At 67.1% G+C, this 17,709-nt stretch carries 16 protein-coding genes; 5 read left to right on the top strand and 11 right to left on the bottom strand.

Annotation, left to right across the window (positions count from 1 at the left end; genetic code table 11):
- Positions 1-942: VCBS domain-containing protein (locus tag FHS00_RS17915; RefSeq protein WP_183474420.1), on the bottom strand; the 942-nt coding region annotated here is incomplete at its 3' end.
- 1,434 nt (positions 943-2,376) lie between these two features.
- Between FHS00_RS17915 and FHS00_RS12990 the strand changes: the two genes are divergently transcribed.
- The 5 genes from FHS00_RS12990 to FHS00_RS13010 are packed head-to-tail and all read left to right on the top strand — an operon-like array spanning position 2,377 to position 5,962.
- A complete protein-coding gene (locus FHS00_RS12990) occupies positions 2,377-3,081 on the top strand; it encodes a GntR family transcriptional regulator (protein WP_183474422.1) in 705 nt (234 codons plus the stop codon).
- A 15-nt stretch (positions 3,082-3,096) separates the two neighbouring features.
- On the top strand, positions 3,097-3,879 hold the full coding sequence (locus FHS00_RS12995; protein ID WP_183474425.1) for a transporter substrate-binding domain-containing protein: 783 nt from the start codon (positions 3,097-3,099) through the stop codon (positions 3,877-3,879).
- A 46-nt stretch (positions 3,880-3,925) separates the two neighbouring features.
- Positions 3,926-4,600 carry an amino acid ABC transporter permease gene (locus FHS00_RS13000; protein WP_183474428.1) on the top strand — a complete coding sequence of 225 codons (675 nt, stop codon included), beginning with the start codon at positions 3,926-3,928 and terminating at the stop codon, positions 4,598-4,600.
- Complete coding sequence (locus FHS00_RS13005; RefSeq protein WP_183474431.1) at positions 4,597-5,247, top strand: amino acid ABC transporter permease; 651 nt, start codon at positions 4,597-4,599, stop codon at positions 5,245-5,247. The genes FHS00_RS13000 and FHS00_RS13005 overlap by 4 nt, the downstream gene beginning before the upstream one ends.
- Entirely contained in the window at positions 5,234-5,962 is a 729-nt protein-coding gene (locus FHS00_RS13010) for an amino acid ABC transporter ATP-binding protein (protein WP_183474434.1), read from the top strand. Before FHS00_RS13005 ends, FHS00_RS13010 begins: the two co-directional genes overlap by 14 nt.
- 108 nt (positions 5,963-6,070) lie before the next feature.
- Here the strand turns inward: FHS00_RS13010 and scpB are convergent, their stop codons facing one another.
- The 10 genes from scpB to FHS00_RS13060 form a co-directional block, all read right to left on the bottom strand.
- A complete protein-coding gene (gene scpB / locus FHS00_RS13015; RefSeq protein ID WP_183474437.1) occupies positions 6,071-6,664 on the bottom strand; it encodes an SMC-Scp complex subunit ScpB in 594 nt (197 codons plus the stop codon).
- A 2-nt stretch (positions 6,665-6,666) separates the two neighbouring features.
- On the bottom strand, positions 6,667-7,548 hold the full coding sequence (locus tag FHS00_RS13020) for a DUF1403 family protein (protein WP_183474440.1): 882 nt from the start codon (positions 7,546-7,548) through the stop codon (positions 6,667-6,669).
- Positions 7,549-7,717: 169 nt separating this feature from the next.
- Positions 7,718-8,695 (bottom strand): glycoside hydrolase family protein, encoded by a 978-nt coding sequence (locus FHS00_RS13025; RefSeq protein ID WP_183474443.1) that lies wholly within the window; start codon positions 8,693-8,695, stop codon positions 7,718-7,720.
- 134 nt (positions 8,696-8,829) lie between these two features.
- Positions 8,830-9,759: a Gfo/Idh/MocA family protein gene (locus FHS00_RS13030; RefSeq protein ID WP_183474446.1), complete on the bottom strand. Its 930-nt coding sequence runs from the start codon at positions 9,757-9,759 to the stop codon at positions 8,830-8,832.
- Positions 9,759-11,501 carry an L-arabinonate dehydratase gene (araD, locus tag FHS00_RS13035; protein ID WP_183474449.1) on the bottom strand — a complete coding sequence of 581 codons (1,743 nt, stop codon included), beginning with the start codon at positions 11,499-11,501 and terminating at the stop codon, positions 9,759-9,761. The genes FHS00_RS13030 and araD overlap by 1 nt, the downstream gene beginning before the upstream one ends.
- Before the next feature lie 136 nt (positions 11,502-11,637).
- Positions 11,638-12,246: a 2-dehydro-3-deoxy-6-phosphogalactonate aldolase gene (locus tag FHS00_RS13040; RefSeq protein ID WP_183474452.1), complete on the bottom strand. Its 609-nt coding sequence runs from the start codon at positions 12,244-12,246 to the stop codon at positions 11,638-11,640.
- Entirely contained in the window at positions 12,243-13,133 is an 891-nt protein-coding gene (locus FHS00_RS13045; protein ID WP_183474455.1) for a 2-dehydro-3-deoxygalactonokinase, read from the bottom strand. Before FHS00_RS13045 ends, FHS00_RS13040 begins: the two co-directional genes overlap by 4 nt.
- 63 nt (positions 13,134-13,196) lie before the next feature.
- Entirely contained in the window at positions 13,197-14,735 is a 1,539-nt protein-coding gene (locus FHS00_RS13050; protein WP_183474458.1) for a tryptophan halogenase family protein, read from the bottom strand.
- Between the two features lies 1 nt (position 14,736).
- The gene (melA, locus tag FHS00_RS13055) at positions 14,737-16,095 is read right to left on the bottom strand and encodes an alpha-glucosidase/alpha-galactosidase (protein WP_183474461.1); all 1,359 of its coding nucleotides are present in this window, start codon (positions 16,093-16,095) and stop codon (positions 14,737-14,739) included.
- Positions 16,092-17,708: an ABC transporter ATP-binding protein gene (locus FHS00_RS13060; protein WP_183474583.1), complete on the bottom strand. Its 1,617-nt coding sequence runs from the start codon at positions 17,706-17,708 to the stop codon at positions 16,092-16,094. Before FHS00_RS13060 ends, melA begins: the two co-directional genes overlap by 4 nt.
- Between the last annotated feature and the right edge of the window lies 1 nt (position 17,709).

Below are 17,709 nucleotides of genomic sequence, written 5' to 3' on the forward strand. Positions count from 1 at the left end.
GTCGGCGTTCTCGCCCGCCGCGCCGTCGCCGATCTCGGTCACCGCGCCTTCCAGCGTCGAGGCCGCGATCACCGGCGCGTCATTGGTGCCGGTGATGGTGACGGTCAAAGTCGCGGTGGCCTCTGCACCATCGGCGGCCAAGGTTACGTATTCAAGAAGGATCTGGCGCTCCTCGCCCGCGGCAAGGGCATCAGCCAGTGCGGTGATCCGCACTTCGCCATCCGTGTCGACCTCGATCGTCCCCAGAACCATTCCGTCCTGCGCGACCAGGTCACCGACGAACGTTGCGCCGGCCAGCATCAAACCGCTGACGGCGGCCACTTGCACCCCCCGCGCTGCCCCCCCCTCATCCGTCGTCTGGTCGTTGTCGAGCAGGTTCAGCCGGTTGCCGGAGGCCGTCGGATCGGAATTCTCCAGGACAGAGGCAACGTCATGGGACGCAACCCCGACACCCGCATGGCCAAGCTTGAGCGAGCCTTTGCGGCTGCCGCCTTCATCCCCGACCGAGGTGTATCGGATGCCGAAGTCCGCAAGGTTCAACATGTCGAGCGAGAGAGGGCCGCCCGACGCGCTCAGTACGAAGCTGCCGCCCCGGATATCGTCCTTCGCCTCACCTGAGGTGCCGAATTCGATGCCGGCGTCGAAATCTCCGAATTCCTTGGAAACGCTGCCCTTGATGTTGGCGCCGTTCCCGAGATCATTGACGGCGCCCTCCGCATAGGCTTGGTCGGTAACGATCCCGGTGCCTCCGTCATCCACCGACAGGCCGTAAGTCGAACTGTCAATCCCACTGAGATCGAAGAACAACCCACGCAGATCGCCAATGCTGGCGCTGTCATCATCGATGGCGAGATCGAATTTCAGGCGCCCATCGTCAAGTTCGGTGACGGTAATCCGGGTGGCGACGTCACCGGGAATGACAAAGGTAATAGAACGGGTCACGAGGCTTCTCCATGCCATGCGCATGCAGGTCCGCCATCACGCAGGCCTTGGCCTACGCGTTGATCGCGGGGGGATCGATCACGCTCCCTTTGATGCCACCTGTCGAGGGGATGATGAAGCCATCCTTAGCCTCGCCTGCCGGACGCGTGCGGAGACGGGCGAGGCCATCGACCCGGACCGAGTACGGATGGATGGTCTCCGAGGGTTACGAAGACATATCGATCAAACACGAACCTGCAAATTTGGTAATAGCTAATAGAATGACCGTTTCCGGCAGCCCTAACTATTAAGTCGCGTCATGATGAGCGTAATCCCCCATTTGGGGGAAGACTGGAGCAGGGTCTTATGTGCTGGTCGCGAATCCGTTTTCACGGCCCGGCATGGGTCAGGACTTTTTGCGCAATATCAATAGCATCGGCGGCGGGCCGATGGCGACTGCGTGAGAAAAAAATCTCCGTAAGGATGTGTCGCCCCGCCGGGATGTACGTGTTTGACACCCCAGCCGTGGTTTACTGCGGGGGAGAGGGGCTGATGATGCGCTATATCGAGAGGTGACGAGAAGTTCGCGCGATGTACCAGATAGTAGACCGTCAGACGCCACCGAATCCATTGATGGAGAGATCTCCTCTGACACGACTTGGTGGCCAACGGCGATCCTATGGGCCGTGACTGTTAATCTTTGGGCCTAGTCTCAAACAATGAGGTCAAGGAATGACCTGCCGTCTCTCTCACTCAGGAACTCTCATTGCGACGTTACGGGGGCGAGGGAAAAAAAGGTGGTTCTGCCCGTGCTATAAGCGTCGTCCGCTCCGTTAAAGGAGCGCCCCCCGGACCGAGGGAAACTGGCAGGAGCCTCTGGGAGCGGCCGTGAAGAATATTACTGAATTCCAGGGCTGCCATGCTTCAGTCCTATTCCTCCGCCAGCCCAGCATCGCGCAGCGTCTCGGCATGGGGCAAGTCCTACAGGTCCGCTAGCCCGAAGGCCGCAAGGAACCCCGGCGTGGTGACGTAAGTGCAGGGCGCGCCCCGCCGCGGCGTGCGCGGTCCCGGCGATCAGGTCGCGCTCGGACAGGCCGATTTCCCGGTCGTCGTATAGGCGGCAGCGCGGATCACCGCGTCCCTAAGCGGGTCGGGTGCACAGCGACCAGCCCTCGCCGACCCGCCCCATCTCGCAGGGCCGATCGGTCAGTTCCGCGCCAAGGTCGTAGAGCAGTAGGTCGAGTGTTGCCCCGACCCTGCCCCACCCGGACCAGGTTGGTGTGCCCGGCAGCGTCCTGCAAGTGCCCGGTGATACCTCCCGGCACGGCAAAGGTGCTCAACTTCGCGGCAATAGCGGGGTTTCGACACGTCGATCTCCCTACGCGGTCTGGGCGCGCACGTTCCTGGAATGCAGGCCTTGCATGCAAGACTGATCGACCACGGAGCCTCACCCCCATGCCGGACGGTATTGAACGCAGCCTGCTCGCCGCCATCGTCGAGGGCCGTCTCGCCCCCGGCGCGCAGCTGTCGGAGGCGCAGCTCGCCGAGGCCTTTGGCGTGTCGCGCACGTTGGTGCGCGAGGCGCTTGCCCGGCTGCAGGCGCGGCACGTGGTCGCCGTGCGCCCGCGCCGCGGCTGGTTCGTGGCCCGCCCCGACAGCGACGAGGCGGCGCAGGTCTTCGCCGCCCGCCGCGCGGTCGAGCACGGCTTTCTCGCCACTGCGCGCCCCTTCGACGCCGAACAAGTCGCCCGGCTCGAGGCGCATCTGGCCGAGGAGCGCGACGCCATCGCCCAGGGCGACAAGCCACGGCTCACCTATCTGATGGGCGATTTCCACGCCCGGATCGTGGCGCTCTCAGGCAACGAGCCGCTGACCGAGATCATGCGCAACCTGACCGCACGCACCATCCTGATCTCGCTGTGCCGTCAGTCGTCCGACGACGCGCTGGCCTCGCATCGCGACCATGTCCGCATCGTCGGGGCGATCGCGTCGGGCGACATGGCACTGGCCGCAAGGCTCTCGGTCGAACATCTCGATGCGGTCGAGGCAGGTCTGGGGCGCGACACCGCGCCCGACCCGCTGGCCGCACTCCGCGACACCCTCCGTCTCGATCCGGCGCCGGACGGAGCGGCCTCCCCCCTCGCGCCCTCCCCCCACTGACAACGGACCCCTCCCATGATGCACAGACGCAGCCTCCTCGTCGCCGCCACGCTGGCGCTCGGCTTCGCCGGAAACCTCGCGCGCGCCGACGCGCTCTCCGACATCCAATCCTCGGGAACGCTGCGCGTCGCGGTGCCGCAGGACTTCCCGCCCTTCGGCTCGGTCGGCACCGACATGACGCCGCAGGGCTACGATATCGACGTGGCGAAGCTGATTGCCGGAGAGATGGGTGTCGATCTGGAGCTGGTGCCGGTCACCTCGGCCAACCGCATCCCCTATTTACAGACCGGCAAGGTCGATCTGGTGATCTCGTCGATGGGCAAGAACCCTGAGCGTGACGCGGTGATCGATTTCTCGATGGCCTATGCGCCGTTCTACAATGGGGTCTTCGCTCCCGAGGACATCGCCATCGAAGGCCCGGACGATCTCGCCGGCAAGGTGGTCGGCGTCACCCGCGGCTCGATCGAGGATCTGGAACTCAGCGAGATCGCCCCCGAGGAGGCGACTCTGCGCCGATACGAGGACAACAACGGCACCATCCAAGCGTTTCTCTCTGGCCAGGTCGAGGCGATCGCCACCGGCAACGTCGTCGCCGCCGCGATCCTCGAACGCAACCCGCCCCAGCGGCCGGAGATGAAGTTCCTGGTCAAGGATTCGCCCTGCTACATCGGTCTGAACGAGAACGAGCCCGCGCTGATGGAGGCGCTTGACGCCATTCTCGCCGCCGCCAAGACCGACGGCCGCCTCGACGCGATCTCGCAGCAGTGGCTCGGCATGCCGCTGCCCGAAGGGCTGTGATCTCGCGGGGCCGCCACCGCGCGGCCCCGCTCACCCGGAGACATTCATGACCTACAGCTTCGATTTCGGCTGGCTGGCCAGCTACTGGCCGGTCTTCGCCGCGGGCGTGGCGATGACGCTGCAACTGATCTTCATCGGCGGGCTTCTGGGCATCGCGCTTGGCATTGCCTGCGCCTGGGCGCGCAGCCTTGGGCCACGCTGGCTCGGCACGCCGGTCGCCGTCTATGTCGAACTCATCCGCAACACCCCCTTCCTGATCCAGCTGTTCTTCATCTTCTTCGGCCTGCCAGCGCTGGGGCTGCGGCTGGGCGAGGTGCAGGCCGCGACGCTGGCGATGGTGATCAACCTCGGCGCCTATGCCGCCGAGATCATCCGCGCCGGGATTGAGGCCACGCCGAAGGGCCAGTTCGAAGCCGGGGCCAGCCTGGCGATGAGCCGCATCCAGACCTTCCGCCACGTGGTTCTGGTCCCGGCACTGGAGCGGATCTGGCCGGCGCTGGCCTCGCAGGTGGTGATCGTCATGCTCGGCTCGGCGGTGGTCAGCCAGATCGCGGTCGAGGATCTGACCTTCGCCGCCAACTTCGCCCAGTCGCGCAGCTTCCGGGCCTTTGAGGCCTACGCGGTCTCGACCGTCATCTATCTCGGCCTCGCCATCGCGCTGCGCGCCGCGCTGATGCGCTTGGGCGGACTGATCTTCCCGGCACCGGAGACCGCGCGATGACCCAGTTCACCTTCGTCGACATCCTCACGAACCTGCTCTGGGCCAGCCGCTGGACGTTGCTCCTGTCTCTCGCGGCCTTCGCGGGTGGCGGGCTTCTGGCGCTGGGGCTGTTGTTCGCGGCGATCGGCCGAGCGCGCTGGCCGGGGCGACTGGTGCGGCTCTATGTCGAGATATTCCAGGGCACGCCGCTTCTGATGCAGCTGTTTCTGGCCTTCTTCGGGCTGGGGCTTCTGGGCATCGACGTCTCGCCCTGGCTCGCCGCCTGCGCGGCGCTGATCCTGTGGAGCGCGGCCTTCCTGGTCGAGATCTGGCGCGGCTGCGTCATGGCCATCGGGCGCGGACAATGGGAGGCCTCGGCCGCGCTCGGCATGGGCTACGCCGCGCAGATGCGCCACGTGGTGCTGCCGCAGGCGCTCAGGCTCGCGGTGCCGCCGACGGTCGGCTTCTCGGTGCAGGTGGTCAAGGGCACGGCGCTGACCTCGATCATTGGCTTTCTGGAGCTGACCAAGGCCGGGACCGTGCTGTCCAACGCCAGCTTCCAGCCCTTTACCGTCTTCGGCCTCGTGGCCCTGATCTACTTCGCGCTGTGCTTCCCGCTGTCGGTGGGCGCGCGCCGTCTCGAAAGGAAACTGAATGTCGCTCATTGAGATCGCCGGCCTGCGCAAGAGCTTCGGGTCGACCGAGGTGCTGCGCGGCATCGACCTGTCGGTGGCTTCGGGCGAGGTTGTGGCAATCATCGGCCGCTCGGGCTCGGGCAAGTCGACGCTGCTCCGCTGCATCAACGGACTGGAAAGCCCGGATGCGGGCGCCATCACCGTCGCGGGCGAGGCGCTGGGGACGGGCGAGGCGCGGCTGCGGGCGCTCAGGCTCAAGGTCGGGATGATCTTCCAGCAGTTCAACCTCTTTCCGCACAAGACCGCCGGGCAGAACGTGATGCTGGCCCGGCAGGTGGTGCGTGGCCACCCGCGCGCCGAGGCCGAGGCGCTGGCGCGGCGGATGCTCAACCGGGTGGGGCTGGGGGCGAAGTTCGATGCCTATCCGGCGCAGCTCTCGGGCGGGCAGCAGCAGCGGGTGGCGATCGCGCGGGCGCTGGCGATGGAGCCGCTGGCGCTCTTGTGCGACGAGGTGACCTCGGCGCTCGACCCAGAGCTGGTGGGCGAGGTGCTGGGCGTGGTGCGTGAACTGGCCGCCGAGGGGATGACGCTGATCATGGTCACCCACGAGATGGCCTTCGCCCGCGAGGTCTGCGACCGGGTGGTGTTCATGCACGAGGGTCGGGTCCACGAGGTTGGCCCGCCGGCCGAGATCTTCGCCGAGCCACGCACGCCCGAGCTGCGCGCCTTCGTGGCCCGCGGACATTGAGCGGGTGACAAGAGCATCACGCAGCTGGCCATTGCGGCGCGTACCTTGGATGCCCCCGCGAGGGCGAGCATCCGGAACGCTGGCTCGGCGCTCAGACAGGTTTGGTCTCTATCGCGCGAAGTTTGAGTGCCTCCCCGCCAGCCCCGCATCGCGCAGCGCTTCGACATCCGGCAGGTCCCGCAGATCCCTCAGTCCGAAGACCGCAAGAAAGCCCGGCGTAGTGACGTAGGTGTAGGGCGCGCCGCGTCGTGGCGCGCGTGGCCCCGGCGCGATCAGTTCCCGCGCCGCCAGCCGACCGATCAGGTCGCGGGAAATCTCGCGTCCGAAGATTTCGGCCAGCCCGTCACGGGTGATCGGCTGGTGGTAGGCGATGGCGGCAAGCACCGCGAGGTCACGCTCGGACAGGCCGATCTCCCGGTCGCCGACATTGGCGGCGACGCGGATCACCGCGCCGTAGGCGGGCCGGGTGCGCAGCATCCAGGCGTCGCCGACCCGCACGATCTCGTAGGGCCGGTCGGCCAGCTCCGCGGCGAGATCGTCGAGCAGCAGGTCAAGCGCCGCCCCCTGCCCCACGACGCGCGCGAGATCGGCCCGCAGCACCGGTCTGGGGCTGGCGAACAGCACCGCTTCGATCCTCCGCATCCACTCGCGCCAGCGCAACTCGCGAGGCAGCTCGGCCAGCTCGCGGTCGATCATGTCCATGGTCAGAGCCCGTAGAGCCGGAAGCTGTCGCGCCCGGTCAGCTCGCGCAGCGCACCTAGGGCAACCAGGCGGTCGCAGAGCCGCCGCGCGGCGCGGCCCGACATTAGATTGGTCAAAGCTGTAGGCGTCAGCGCGTCCTGCGCGAGAAACAGCTTGAGGGCTGCTTCAGCCCTCTTGGCCCGCAGCTTCGGCGCCACGGCGTGCAGCCGCGCGGCGCGCTGGGTTAGATCCTGCGCCAGACCGGCCGCTCGGGTTGCGGCGCGCACCACGGCCTGGTGGCAGGCCAGCCGCAACTCGTCCCTCTCGCGCCGCAGGTCCCGCGGCGAAAGGCCGGCCGCCAGCAGCGGCACGATCCGCTCCCAGCCGAGTGCCCGGGCTAACGCCGCATCGGCGAGGATCAGTGCCGCCGCTTCGGCCCGGGGGGCCTCTGCCAGCACAGTCTCCAGCGTGGCAGCGGCTCGCGCGATGGCGGCTCCGGGCCGTGCCAGTTCCCGCCTGATCTCCTCAAGCGCCACCCCGGGGAGAGGCGCCAAGCCGCGCGCGGTCAGCGGCCGCGTTACCGCGCGGCGCCAGACCTGGCCGATCTCCCCGGCTGGCCCGAGCGGATCGCCCGGGCGCCCCAGATGCAGCGCGTCGCGCAGTTCCACCAGCCCCTCCGATCGCCCCGAAACCCTCACAGTTGCCGCGGCGGCCTCGAGCGCCAGCCGGTCGCGCCACAACGCCAGAGTCAAGCCAGGCTGGGTTTTCACGCCGTGCAGATGCGCCAGCGCCATGCCGGCGCGGAACGCCGCGTCCTCGGGATCGGCGGCGCGGCCCGTGACGGCCCAACTCGGTGGTGCGGGCCAGGAGGGGGCGGGATAGTCGGGATGCAGGAGAACGGACATGCTCCGCGCGTTATCGAAGCGCGGCGCTTTTGTCCATTATTCGACATTCTTACCGCCGCGCTATGCGGATCTTCACTATGTCCTATAATCTTGGTTTATCGGACATGACTGTGCCGCGCTGGATCTACTCCCAAATTATCTCGCGTCGGCTTGGCATTTGTAGTTCGCTTTACCCGGCTTTGCCGATACGAAGCTGCCCGTCGCCATCGATCTCGAGCGGCACGGGGTCCATCACGTAGCCGCCGAAAGCCTCCTTGCCGCCGTCTCGGAAGCCCATCAGCACGGGGCCCGTTTCGGTCATCAGCACCCTGGCCGCGTAGCGATAGCAGGGCAGATCGCCGTCGAGAAAGCCCGGCGCCACCCGCCATGACCCGCGCGGGCCGTCGCCGACGAGGTAGTGGTTGCCGGTGACCGGCGGCACGCCTGCCTTGGCCTTGCGCTCCTCGGACCAGTGGATGTCGGCGGTGCAGAACAGGCAGTACCAGCGCCCCTTGATCTCGAAGGCCTGCGGCACCTCGAGCTGGCCGTAATCGCCCACGAAGACCGGCGGTTGCAGGGTCCACTCATAGAGATCGGGCGAGGTCGCGAAGCCGATCGCGCCGCCGGCATTGGCTTCCTCGATGCCCGGCGCGCGGGCGGTGAAATACATGAGGTAGCCATCACCCTCGGGGTCCTTCATCACGAAGGGATCGCGCATCGCCCGGTCGGGCCAGAAGCCCACCTGCATCTCGGCCTCGTAATGGACGGCGTTCGGCCCTTCCAGGTCGAGACAAAGGCCGGAGCCGATGCGCTCCCAGGAATGCATGTCAGTCGAGGTGGCGTGGCCGATGCGCTGGTAGAGCCCGTTCTCAGCCGAACCGCCACCGGTGTAGAACAGGTGCCAGACCCCATCGGGGCCCTCGATCACCGATCCGGTCCAGGTCGTGGTGTCGTCCCAAGCGGGCTTCGGCGCGGGCCTCAGGCAGGTGCCCTTGTGCTCCCAGTTCACCAGATCGTCGGAGACGGCGTGGCCTTGGCTTACGTTGAAGTGGCGCAGATCCGGGTCGCCCAGCGACTTGTCGGCTTGCAGGAAATAGCCGTGCCAGCGCTGGCCGTCATGGGCGTACCAGCTGTCCCAGATCCATTTGTCGTCGAGCGAAAGCGGCATGTGTTGTTCCCCGTTGAAATCGTGCGTTGGCCCGGCCGTGAAAGGTGCGCGAAGCTTTGCTGTTTTATGGCGTTTGAAGGGAGTGGAATCGGCTGTCCGTTCCCCCGGTTACGCGCACTTACTCTTGATTCTATTCAGAAATTGAACGGCGCGACGGTCACCCGCCGCCCGAGCGTCATGGCGTCGGCGATATGGATCATCGGCGCGAGGTCGACATCGCTTTCGCCCTTCGCCACCAGCTCGGCCATCCGGGCATAGAGCGCGGGGTATTCGCCGGGATGCTCCGGCAGCGGCGCCGGTGTCCCGTCGATCTCGAGCCGCGCCCCGCCGTCGCGCAGGGCGATCGCGCCCTTGTTGGTCTCGATCTCGATGTCCCAGCTCTGCGGGCCTTCCTGCCGCCAGTCGAACACCGCGCCGACATTGCCGGTGAAGTCGAGCCGGGCCGCGATCGGGGTGTCGCGGTTCTCGGGAAACTCCAGCTCGGCGGAGACGAGATGCACCGGCTCGGGCAGGATCTCGGTCAGGATCGACAGCGCGTTGATGCCCGGGTCCATCACCCCCATGCCGCCGGGCTCGAAGACCCAGTCCTGGCCGGGATGCCATTTGCGCACATCCTCCTTCCAGGTGATGTGCACGCCCTGCACCACCCGCTCGATCAGCCGCGACTTCGCCGCCGCGACGCCCGCCGCCATGCGGCTGTGCCAGCTGGCATAGAGCGTGACGCCCTGCTTTGCGGCGAGCCGCTGCAGCGCCTGCACCTCGGCCAGCGTCTGGCCTGGCGGCTTTTCGAGCATCACGTGCCGCCGCGCCAGCAGCGCCTTGCGGGCATAGGCGAAGCGCGGCTGCGGCGGCAGGCAGAGCGAGATCACCTCGATGTCGGGACGCGCCGCGAGGAAGGCGTCGAAGTCGCGATGCGCCTCGACCCCCTCGACCGTGCCGGATCGGCTCACCGTCGCGGCGAGCTCCCAGTCGGGGCTCGCCTGCAGGGCCGGTACGTGCTGGTCGCGGGCGATCTTGCCGATGCCGACGAGGGCGATCTTGTAGGGACTGGTGCCGTGGGCCATCAATGGCTCTCCTTGCCGACCGCGTTGCCGCGACAGCCGACCAGGAAGTCGAAATCGGCGCCGGTCTCCGGCCCCATCACCCGCTCGTGGTAGAGGCTGGCATAGCCCGAGGCGGGGGCCTGCACCTGCGGCGTCCATGCGGCCAGACGCGCCGCCAGCTCCTCGTCCGAGATGTCGAGATGCAGCCGCCGCGCGGCGACGTCGAGCTCGATCATGTCGCCCGAGCGCACCACCGCCAGCGGCCCGCCGCGCGCCGCCTCGGGCGAGGTGTGCAGCACCACGGTGCCATAGGCGGTGCCGGACATCCGCGCGTCCGAGATCCGCACCATGTCGGTGATGCCCTTGCGCAGCACCTTGGGCGGCAGGCCCATATTGCCGACCTCGGCCATGCCGGGATAGCCGCGCGGCCCGCAATTGCGGAGGACCATCACGCAGCTTTCGTCGATGTCGAGATCCTCGTCATTGATCCGCGCCTTGTAGTCGTCGATGTCCTCGAACACGACGGCCCGGCCCCGGTGCTGCATCAGCGCAGGCGTCGCGGCCGAGGGTTTGAGCACGGCACCCAAGGGCGCGAGGTTGCCCTTGAGCACGGCGATGCCGCCCGACTTGGCCAGCGCGCGCTCGACCGGAAGGATCACGTCCTCGTTCCAGTTCTGCACCTCCTTGACCTCGTCCCAGATCGCGCCGCCTGACACGGTCAGCGCCTCGCGGTGCAGCAGCCCCGCTTCGCCGAGCCGCTTGATGACGACCGGCAGGCCGCCGGCATAGAAGAACTCTTCCATCAAATGCTGGCCCGAAGGCATCAGGTTGACGATGGTCGGCACGTCGCGGCCGCAGCGGTCCCAATCCTCGAGCGTCAGGTCGATCCCGACCCGCCCGGCGATGGCGAGCAGGTGGATCACCGCATTGGTGGAGCCGCCGATCGCCGCATTGGTGCGGATCGCGTTCTCGAAGGCCTCGCGGGTCATGATGTCTGAGGGCTTCAGGTCGTCCTTGACCATGTCAACGATGCGCCGACCGGTCAGATGCGCCATGACCCGGCGGCGGCTGTCGACCGCCGGGATCGCGGCGTTGCCCGACAGCGCCATGCCGAGCGCCTCGGCCATCGAGGCCATGGTCGAGGCCGTGCCCATGGTGTTGCACGAGCCGGGCGAGCGGCTCATCGAGGCCTCGGCCTCGACGAACTCGGCCTCGGTCATCTCGCCCGCGCGCACGGCCTCGGAGAAGCGCCACAGATGCGTGCCCGAGCCCACCCGCTCGCCGCGGAAATGGCCGTTCAGCATCGGCCCGCCCGAAACCACGATCGCCGGCAGGTCGACCGAGGCCGCGCCCATCAGCAGCGCCGGCGTGGTCTTGTCGCAGCCGGCCAGCAGCACCACGCCGTCGATGCATTTGCCGCGCACCGCCTCCTCGACATCCATGGCGCACAGGTTGCGATACATCATCGCGGTCGGGCGCAGCGTCGATTCCGACGGGGAGAACACCGGGAACTCGACCGGCAGGCCGCCAGCCTCGTAGATGCCGAACTTCACCCGCTCCGCGAGGTCGCGCAGATGCGCGTTGCAGGGCGTCAGCTCCGACCAGGTGTTGCAGATGCCGATCACCGGGCGGCCGTCGAACAGGTCGGCGGGCAGGCCTTGGTTCTTCATCCAGCTGCGGTGATAGATCGCGTCCTTCGACGTGCCGCCGAACCATTCCTGCGAACGCAGCTTGCGGGGCCAGGGGGCGGGGGTGAAGCTCATGGAAGGCCTTTCGAAAGCGGGGTGACGCGCGCCATGCCCGCATCGGGGGCCTGCGCGAGCGGGTTGATGAGCGGCAGGCCGAAGGGCGCGGCCTCGATCTCGAACACGTCACTGGTCAATTGGCAGGCTCGGCAAGTCATGAAGCGTAAGCCTCGTCATAGGCGGCGACGATGTCGTAGGCGCGGGTAGCGAGGTCCTCGATCGAAACACCGGGCGTGTAGAGCGCGGTGCCGATGCCGAAGCCATGGGCTCCAGCTTGGCGCCATTCGGCGAAGTTCGACGGCCCGGCACCGCCCACGGCGTAGATCCGCGCCTCCTTCGGATAGACCGCACGCATTGCTTTCAGCCCGTCGGGACCGATCAAGCTGGCGGGAAACAGCTTCAATCCGGTGGCCCCGGCGGCCAGCGCGGCGAAGCCCTCGGTCGGAGTCATCACCCCCGGCCAGCTTTGCATGTCGCGCTTCACCGTAGCGCGGATCACCTCCGGGTCCATGTTCGGCGAGACGATCAGCGTGCCTCCGGCCGCGCGGACCTCGGCCACTTGCGCGGTCGTCAGCACAGTGCCGGCGCCGATCGTCGCGCGGTCGCCACAGGCCTCAACCATGGTACGGATGCTGTCGAACGGGCGCGGCGAATTCAGCGGCACCTCGATCTCCGTGATCCCGGCGGCGATCAGCGTCTCGGCGACCGGGACCGCTTCGTCCGGGGTCACGCCGCGCAGGATCGCAATCAGGGTGCGTGTCATGAGGTAATCCCTTGTTTCCAAGCAGCGGTAAGGCCGGCGAGGGTGACCGCGGTGGCGTCGGCCTGCGTGGCGGGAGCGGCCTGGGCCGCAAGCGCGCGAACATAGAGCTCGGCCAGGTCACCGGCGCCGATCACGCCGATCTGCTGACCCAGCCAGTAGGGCTTGGCGGCAGCGAGTTCCGCCCCGATCAGAAGCCCCGAAAGCCGGGCACGGGCGACGCCGGATCCGTGCCCGTGCAGCAGGTCGGCGGCGCGGATCGAGAACAGGGAAGACGCCAGTCGTTCAGGGCGCGAGAGCGTCTCGTTCACCGCGGCGGCGAACGCCTCCTCTTTCCAGTCCGTCCCCTGCACCGAGTGCCGCAGGACGGTATGGGCCGAGAGCGCGGCGAACAGCTCGCCGGTCATGAAGCTGCGGAAGCTGACCACTTCGCCGGCGCTGACATGCGCCCATTTCGAATGGCTGCCGGGCAGGCAGAGCACGCCGCTCCAGTTCGGATTCAGCGCAAGGAAGCCGGCGATTTGGGTTTCTTCGCCGCGCATCACGTCGGCCGGTTCGGCCTGAGACAGGCCAGGGATGATTGACACGTCGAGCCCGCCCGGCACTTGGGTCAGCTGTGACGCGAGCGGCGCGCAGGGCACCGCCGAATAGGTCGCCTCGACCCAGCCCTGCCGCGCGCCGACCATGCCGCAGGCGATCATCGGCACCGGGCCGTGGTCCAGCCAGTCGCCGCACATCTCGCGCAACGCCGGTTCAAACTGGTCGGGGGACAGCGTGCCCATGCCCTTGGCCGAGCCGCGCTCTTCCAGCACCGCGCCCGAGCCGCTCATCGCCCAGCCTCGCAAATGCGTCGTGCCCCAGTCGAGGGCAATCCAGTCTGGTGTCGTCATCAGATGATCCTTGATCGCCGCGCACGGATTGCCAGCCGCTGTCGGCCGGGCCCCGACGATGTCTCAGTGTTGCAGTTGCTCCGCATCGGCCTTTGAACCGAGCGGTTCCAGAAGATCCAGCCATTCCCGATGCCCCAGACAGCGTTGGGAGGCTTTGCAGTATTCGTCGATGAGCTCCCCATGCAGCTCCGCTGCCGTCCTCCGGTCTGCGGGTCGTGAGCCAAGCGCCTGCTCTGCGGCCTCGCGGTCGAGAAGCCCGAGACCCGCCAGCACCGGTCGCCAGAGCTGCTCCTCGACATGAGGCAACCGCATCGGGAAATGTGCAAAATCCGATCTCTCGGGCATCCGGTTTGCCCAATCGGCAAGTCGATCGGTCAGGGCCGCCGGGTGGCTGCCGGCCACGTCGCGCCAGAAGCCGGTGTCACGTCGCTCCGAGAAGTAATGCGCGCGGATGAAATCTCGAAAATCGTCCACCTGCCGCGCATGCGCGGCGTTGTAGCGCGCGCGGCCTTCCGGATCGTCGTGCCAACCCACGAGCAGCAACAGCTGGACGATGGTGCCATGAATCGAGGTCGCCTCGAGCGGCTCGAGAAAGGACGAGGCGAGCCCGAGTGCGACGGTGTTGCCGATCCAGGGTGCCCGCAGTCGCCCGGCCCGGATCGGGATGTCGGCGCGCGGTTCGATCGAATGACCGAGCGCGGCTTCGATCTCGGCTTGTGCCTGATCTGGCGTTGTATGGAGGTCGGAATAGACATAGCCGCACCCCATTCGGTCACGGGTGGGGATTTGCCACATCCAGCCTGCGCCTTGCGCCCATGCCAGAGTGAATGGCGCGACCTCGGTGTCTGGGTCATGATTGAGCCAGAACGGCATCGCGCGGTTGACCGGCAGCACGTCGCCGTAATCGATCCACTGGGCTCCGAGCGACCCGATCAGTGTCCGGCGGAACCCGGTGCAGTCGAGAAACAAATCGGCCTCAATGCGTCGCCCATCCTCGAGCGCCAGCGTGGTGATGCCAACCGGGCCGGTCTGGACCCCCGTGACCTGCGCATCGATCCGCGTGACGCCGCGCGCCTTGCTGCGTAGCCACATCCCCACACGGGCCTGGTCAAAGTGATAGGCATGGTGAAACGGTCCGGCGGGCACCAGCAGGTCTCCGATCCTTGCCACCGGGGCACGCCCTGCATCCATCAGCGCCTGAAACAGGTGCGCCTCTGTCAGGGGGCGCCCCGACGCCAACGCATACTGGGCCAGCGGCACGCCCGGGGCCACGAGGTGCGGATCGTCGATCGGACCGTCATAGTGATGGCCAATCCGCCGCCAGTCGCGGTGGCGGATGCCGTATTTCACCGTGGCCCCGGTGGCCGCCATGAACTCGGCCTCTTCGAGACCGAGATGCTTGAGCATTTGCCGGAACACCGCAGTGGTGCCTTCACCGACCCCGATTGTCGGGATCTTCGACGACTCCACCACGGTGACCGTTCCCACCTGTCCGCCCCCCCCCTGCCCGGCCCGCAGTTGCGCATCGCGCAGGATCAGTGCCGCGAGCCAGCCCGCGGTGCCGCCGCCGACGATGACGATGCGACCGGACAGGAGGCTCATGTCACGATGCCTTGCGTCGCTCGACCCGCGCGAACTCGGGCAGCCAGTCGCCATGCGCTTCGAGCAGTGCGTCGGTCACCGCCCAGATCTGGTCGAGATCGAGCTCGGCCGCGGTATGCGGGTCGAGCATGGCGGCGTGGTAGATGTGCTCAGGGTTCTGCTCCATCAACGCCGCGACGGTCAGCTCCTGCACGTTGATGTTGGTGCGCATCAGGGCGACCAGCTGCGGCGGGATGTCGGTGACCACCGTGGGCTGGAGCCCGTTGGCGTCGACCAGCACCGGCACCTCGACGGCGCAGCCTTCGGGCAGCTGCGGGATGAAGCCCTGGTTGCGGATGTTGCCGTAGATCACGCTGGGCTGGCCCGTGACCACCGAGTTGATGATCTCGCTGGCGTATTCATGGCTCGGCTTCACGGTGATGCTCTCGGCCTCGCGGTATTTCGCCGCCTGCCGCTCCCAGGCCTCGACCTGCTCGACGCAGCGCTTGGGGTATTCGTCGAGCGGAATGCCGAACTTCTCGATCAGGTCGGGACGGTCGCGCTTGATGAAATAGGGCAGGTATTCGGCGTGGTGCTCCGAGCTTTCGGTGACGAAGTAGCCCAGTCGCGACATCATCTCGTAGCGCACCTTGTTCGGGCAGCGCGGCGAATGCGAGAAGCGCGGGAAGCGGCCCTCGGCATAGCCCTGCTTCAGCGCCGGGTAGAGGTCGCGGAAGCTGCCATCGGGCTGGCGATGCTCGAAGTTCAGGAAATAGGCCATGTGGTTGATGCCGGCCGAACGGTAGCGGATCTCGTCGACGGGGATGCCGAGATCCTTGGCCAACTCCTTTGCGGTGCCCTGAACGGAGTGGCACAGCCCCACCTGCCGGATCTGCGGATACTTCGCGCCGATCGCCCAGGTGTTGATCGCCATCGGGTTGACGTATTGCAGCATGATCGCCTGCGGGCAGACCTCAAGCATGTCCTCGCAGATCGACCACAGATGCGGCACGGTCCTGAGCCCGCGCATGATGCCGCCCACACCCAGCGTGTCGGCGATGGTCTGGCGCAGGCCGAAGCCCTTGGGGATCTCGAAATCGGTGACCGTGCAGGGCTCGTAGCCGCCGATCTGGAAGCAGACCACGACGAAGTCCGCGCCGTCCAACGCCGCGCGTTGGTTGTCGAAGGTGCGCACGGTGGCGGTGCCGCCGAGCGTCTGCGCCATCTTGCCGACCACGACCTCGGATTCCTCGAGCCGCTTGGGATTGATGTCCATCAGCCGGATCTCGGCATCTTTCAGCGCCTCGCGGCTCAGGATGTCGCCGGCGATGTTCTTGGTGAAGACGGTGGAGCCCGCCCCGATGAAGGTGATTGTCGTCATGTCGCTATCTCGAAGGCTGCGCGGACAAGCCGCTGGGTGTAGTCGGTCCGGGGGTTCACGAGCACCTCGTTCACCGGTCCTTCCTCGACGATCTTTCCGTGCTGCATCACCATCACGCGGTGACACAGCGCACGCACGACCTTGAGGTCGTGGGAAATGAACAAATAGCTCAGGCCTTTTTCGGCCTGGAGTTTGCGCAACAGCGCGATGATCTGCGCCTGCACGCTGAGATCGAGCGCCGAGGTCGGCTCGTCGAGCAGGATGAACTCAGGCTCGAGCGCGATCGCGCGCGCGATCGCGAGGCGCTGCCGCTGCCCGCCCGAGAATTCGTGCGGGAAGCGGTGGGTGATGGTGTCGGGCAGGCCCGCATCGCGCAGCGCCTGCTGCACACGGGCGAAGCGGTCGCGGCGGCCCGTGCCGATGCCGTTGACGATCAGCCCCTCCTCGATGATCTGCCGCACGCTCATGCGCGGGTTCAACGAAGAGAACGGGTCTTGGAAGACGATCTGCATCCGGCTCCGGTAGGGGCGCATGCCGGCCCGGTTCAGCCCGTCGATCCGCTCGCCCTGAAACCGCACCTCGCCGCCGTCGAGCCGCCCGATCTTCAGGAGTGCCTGACCGAAGGTGGTCTTGCCCGAACCGGACTCGCCTACGAGGCCCAGCGTCTCGCCACGCCGGATGCGGATGTCGAGGCTGTCCACAGCCTTGAGGCTGTGGAAACTGCCGCGGAAGGCCCCGCCTTTGCGAAGCAGGAACTCGACCTTGACGCCCTGCCCCTCCATCACCGTCTCCGACGCATCGGCGATCGGGTTGGCCTGCCCTTTCGGATCGGAGGCCAGCAGGCGACGGGTGTAGGGGTGGCGGGGGGCCGCAAAGATCTCTTTGGTCGGGCCCTCCTCGCGGACCTCGCCATGCTGCATGACATAGACGTGGTCGGCGAACTGCCGCACCACGGTCAGGTCGTGGGTGATCAGGATCACCCCCATGCCGTGCTTTGTTTTCAGGTCGTCGATCAGGTGCAGGATCTCGGCCTGCACCGTGACGTCGAGCGCGGTGGTCGGCTCGTCGGCGATCAGCACATCTGGCCGGTTGGCCAGCGCCATCGCGATCATCACCCGTTGCCGCTGCCCGCCGGAGAGCTGGTGCGGATATTGCCGCGCCCGCGCCTCGGGGTCCGGCAGCCGCACCTCGTCGAGAAGCTCGACCACACGCGCCCAGGCCGTCTTGCGCGACATCTTCTGGTGCAGGCGGATCACCTCCACCAGCTGCGCACCGACGGTATAGAGCGGGTTGAGCGACGACATCGGCTCTTGGAAGATCATTGCGATCCGGTTGCCGCGCAGCTTGCGCATTTCCCTGGCCGACAGATGCGCCATGTCGCGGCCCGCATAGGTAATGCGGGTGTCGTCGGAGACGCTGGCGCGCTTGGACAGAAGCCGCATCACCGCCCGCGCCGTCACCGACTTGCCCGACCCGCTCTCGCCCACCAGCGCGGTGGTCTGACCGGGCCAGAGCTTGAACGACACGTCGCGCACCGCCTCGACATGGCCGCCATCGACCTTGAAGGTCACGCCGACCTTGTGCGCGTCGATCAGCGGTTCGATCCTGTTCATC

The sequence above is a fragment of the Limimaricola variabilis genome (assembly GCF_014195545.1).
GTDB classification, from domain to species: domain Bacteria; phylum Pseudomonadota; class Alphaproteobacteria; order Rhodobacterales; family Rhodobacteraceae; genus Limimaricola; species Limimaricola variabilis.

Coding starts and splice junctions, on each gene's coding strand:
- FHS00_RS12990 (WP_183474422.1), top strand. CDS start 2,377: ATGCCGGACGGTATTGAACGCAGCCTGCTCGCCGCCATCGTCGAGGGC.
- FHS00_RS12995 (WP_183474425.1), top strand. CDS start 3,097: ATGATGCACAGACGCAGCCTCCTCGTCGCCGCCACGCTGGCGCTCGGC.
- FHS00_RS13000 (WP_183474428.1), top strand. CDS start 3,926: ATGACCTACAGCTTCGATTTCGGCTGGCTGGCCAGCTACTGGCCGGTC.
- FHS00_RS13005 (WP_183474431.1), top strand. CDS start 4,597: ATGACCCAGTTCACCTTCGTCGACATCCTCACGAACCTGCTCTGGGCC.
- FHS00_RS13010 (WP_183474434.1), top strand. CDS start 5,234: ATGTCGCTCATTGAGATCGCCGGCCTGCGCAAGAGCTTCGGGTCGACC.
- scpB (WP_183474437.1), bottom strand. CDS start 6,664: ATGGACATGATCGACCGCGAGCTGGCCGAGCTGCCTCGCGAGTTGCGC.
- FHS00_RS13020 (WP_183474440.1), bottom strand. CDS start 7,548: ATGTCCGTTCTCCTGCATCCCGACTATCCCGCCCCCTCCTGGCCCGCA.
- FHS00_RS13025 (WP_183474443.1), bottom strand. CDS start 8,695: ATGCCGCTTTCGCTCGACGACAAATGGATCTGGGACAGCTGGTACGCC.
- FHS00_RS13030 (WP_183474446.1), bottom strand. CDS start 9,759: ATGGCCCACGGCACCAGTCCCTACAAGATCGCCCTCGTCGGCATCGGC.
- araD (WP_183474449.1), bottom strand. CDS start 11,501: ATGAGCTTCACCCCCGCCCCCTGGCCCCGCAAGCTGCGTTCGCAGGAA.
- FHS00_RS13040 (WP_183474452.1), bottom strand. CDS start 12,246: ATGACACGCACCCTGATTGCGATCCTGCGCGGCGTGACCCCGGACGAA.
- FHS00_RS13045 (WP_183474455.1), bottom strand. CDS start 13,133: ATGACGACACCAGACTGGATTGCCCTCGACTGGGGCACGACGCATTTG.
- FHS00_RS13050 (WP_183474458.1), bottom strand. CDS start 14,735: ATGAGCCTCCTGTCCGGTCGCATCGTCATCGTCGGCGGCGGCACCGCG.
- melA (WP_183474461.1), bottom strand. CDS start 16,095: ATGACGACAATCACCTTCATCGGGGCGGGCTCCACCGTCTTCACCAAG.
- FHS00_RS13060 (WP_183474583.1), bottom strand. CDS start 17,708: ATGAACAGGATCGAACCGCTGATCGACGCGCACAAGGTCGGCGTGACC.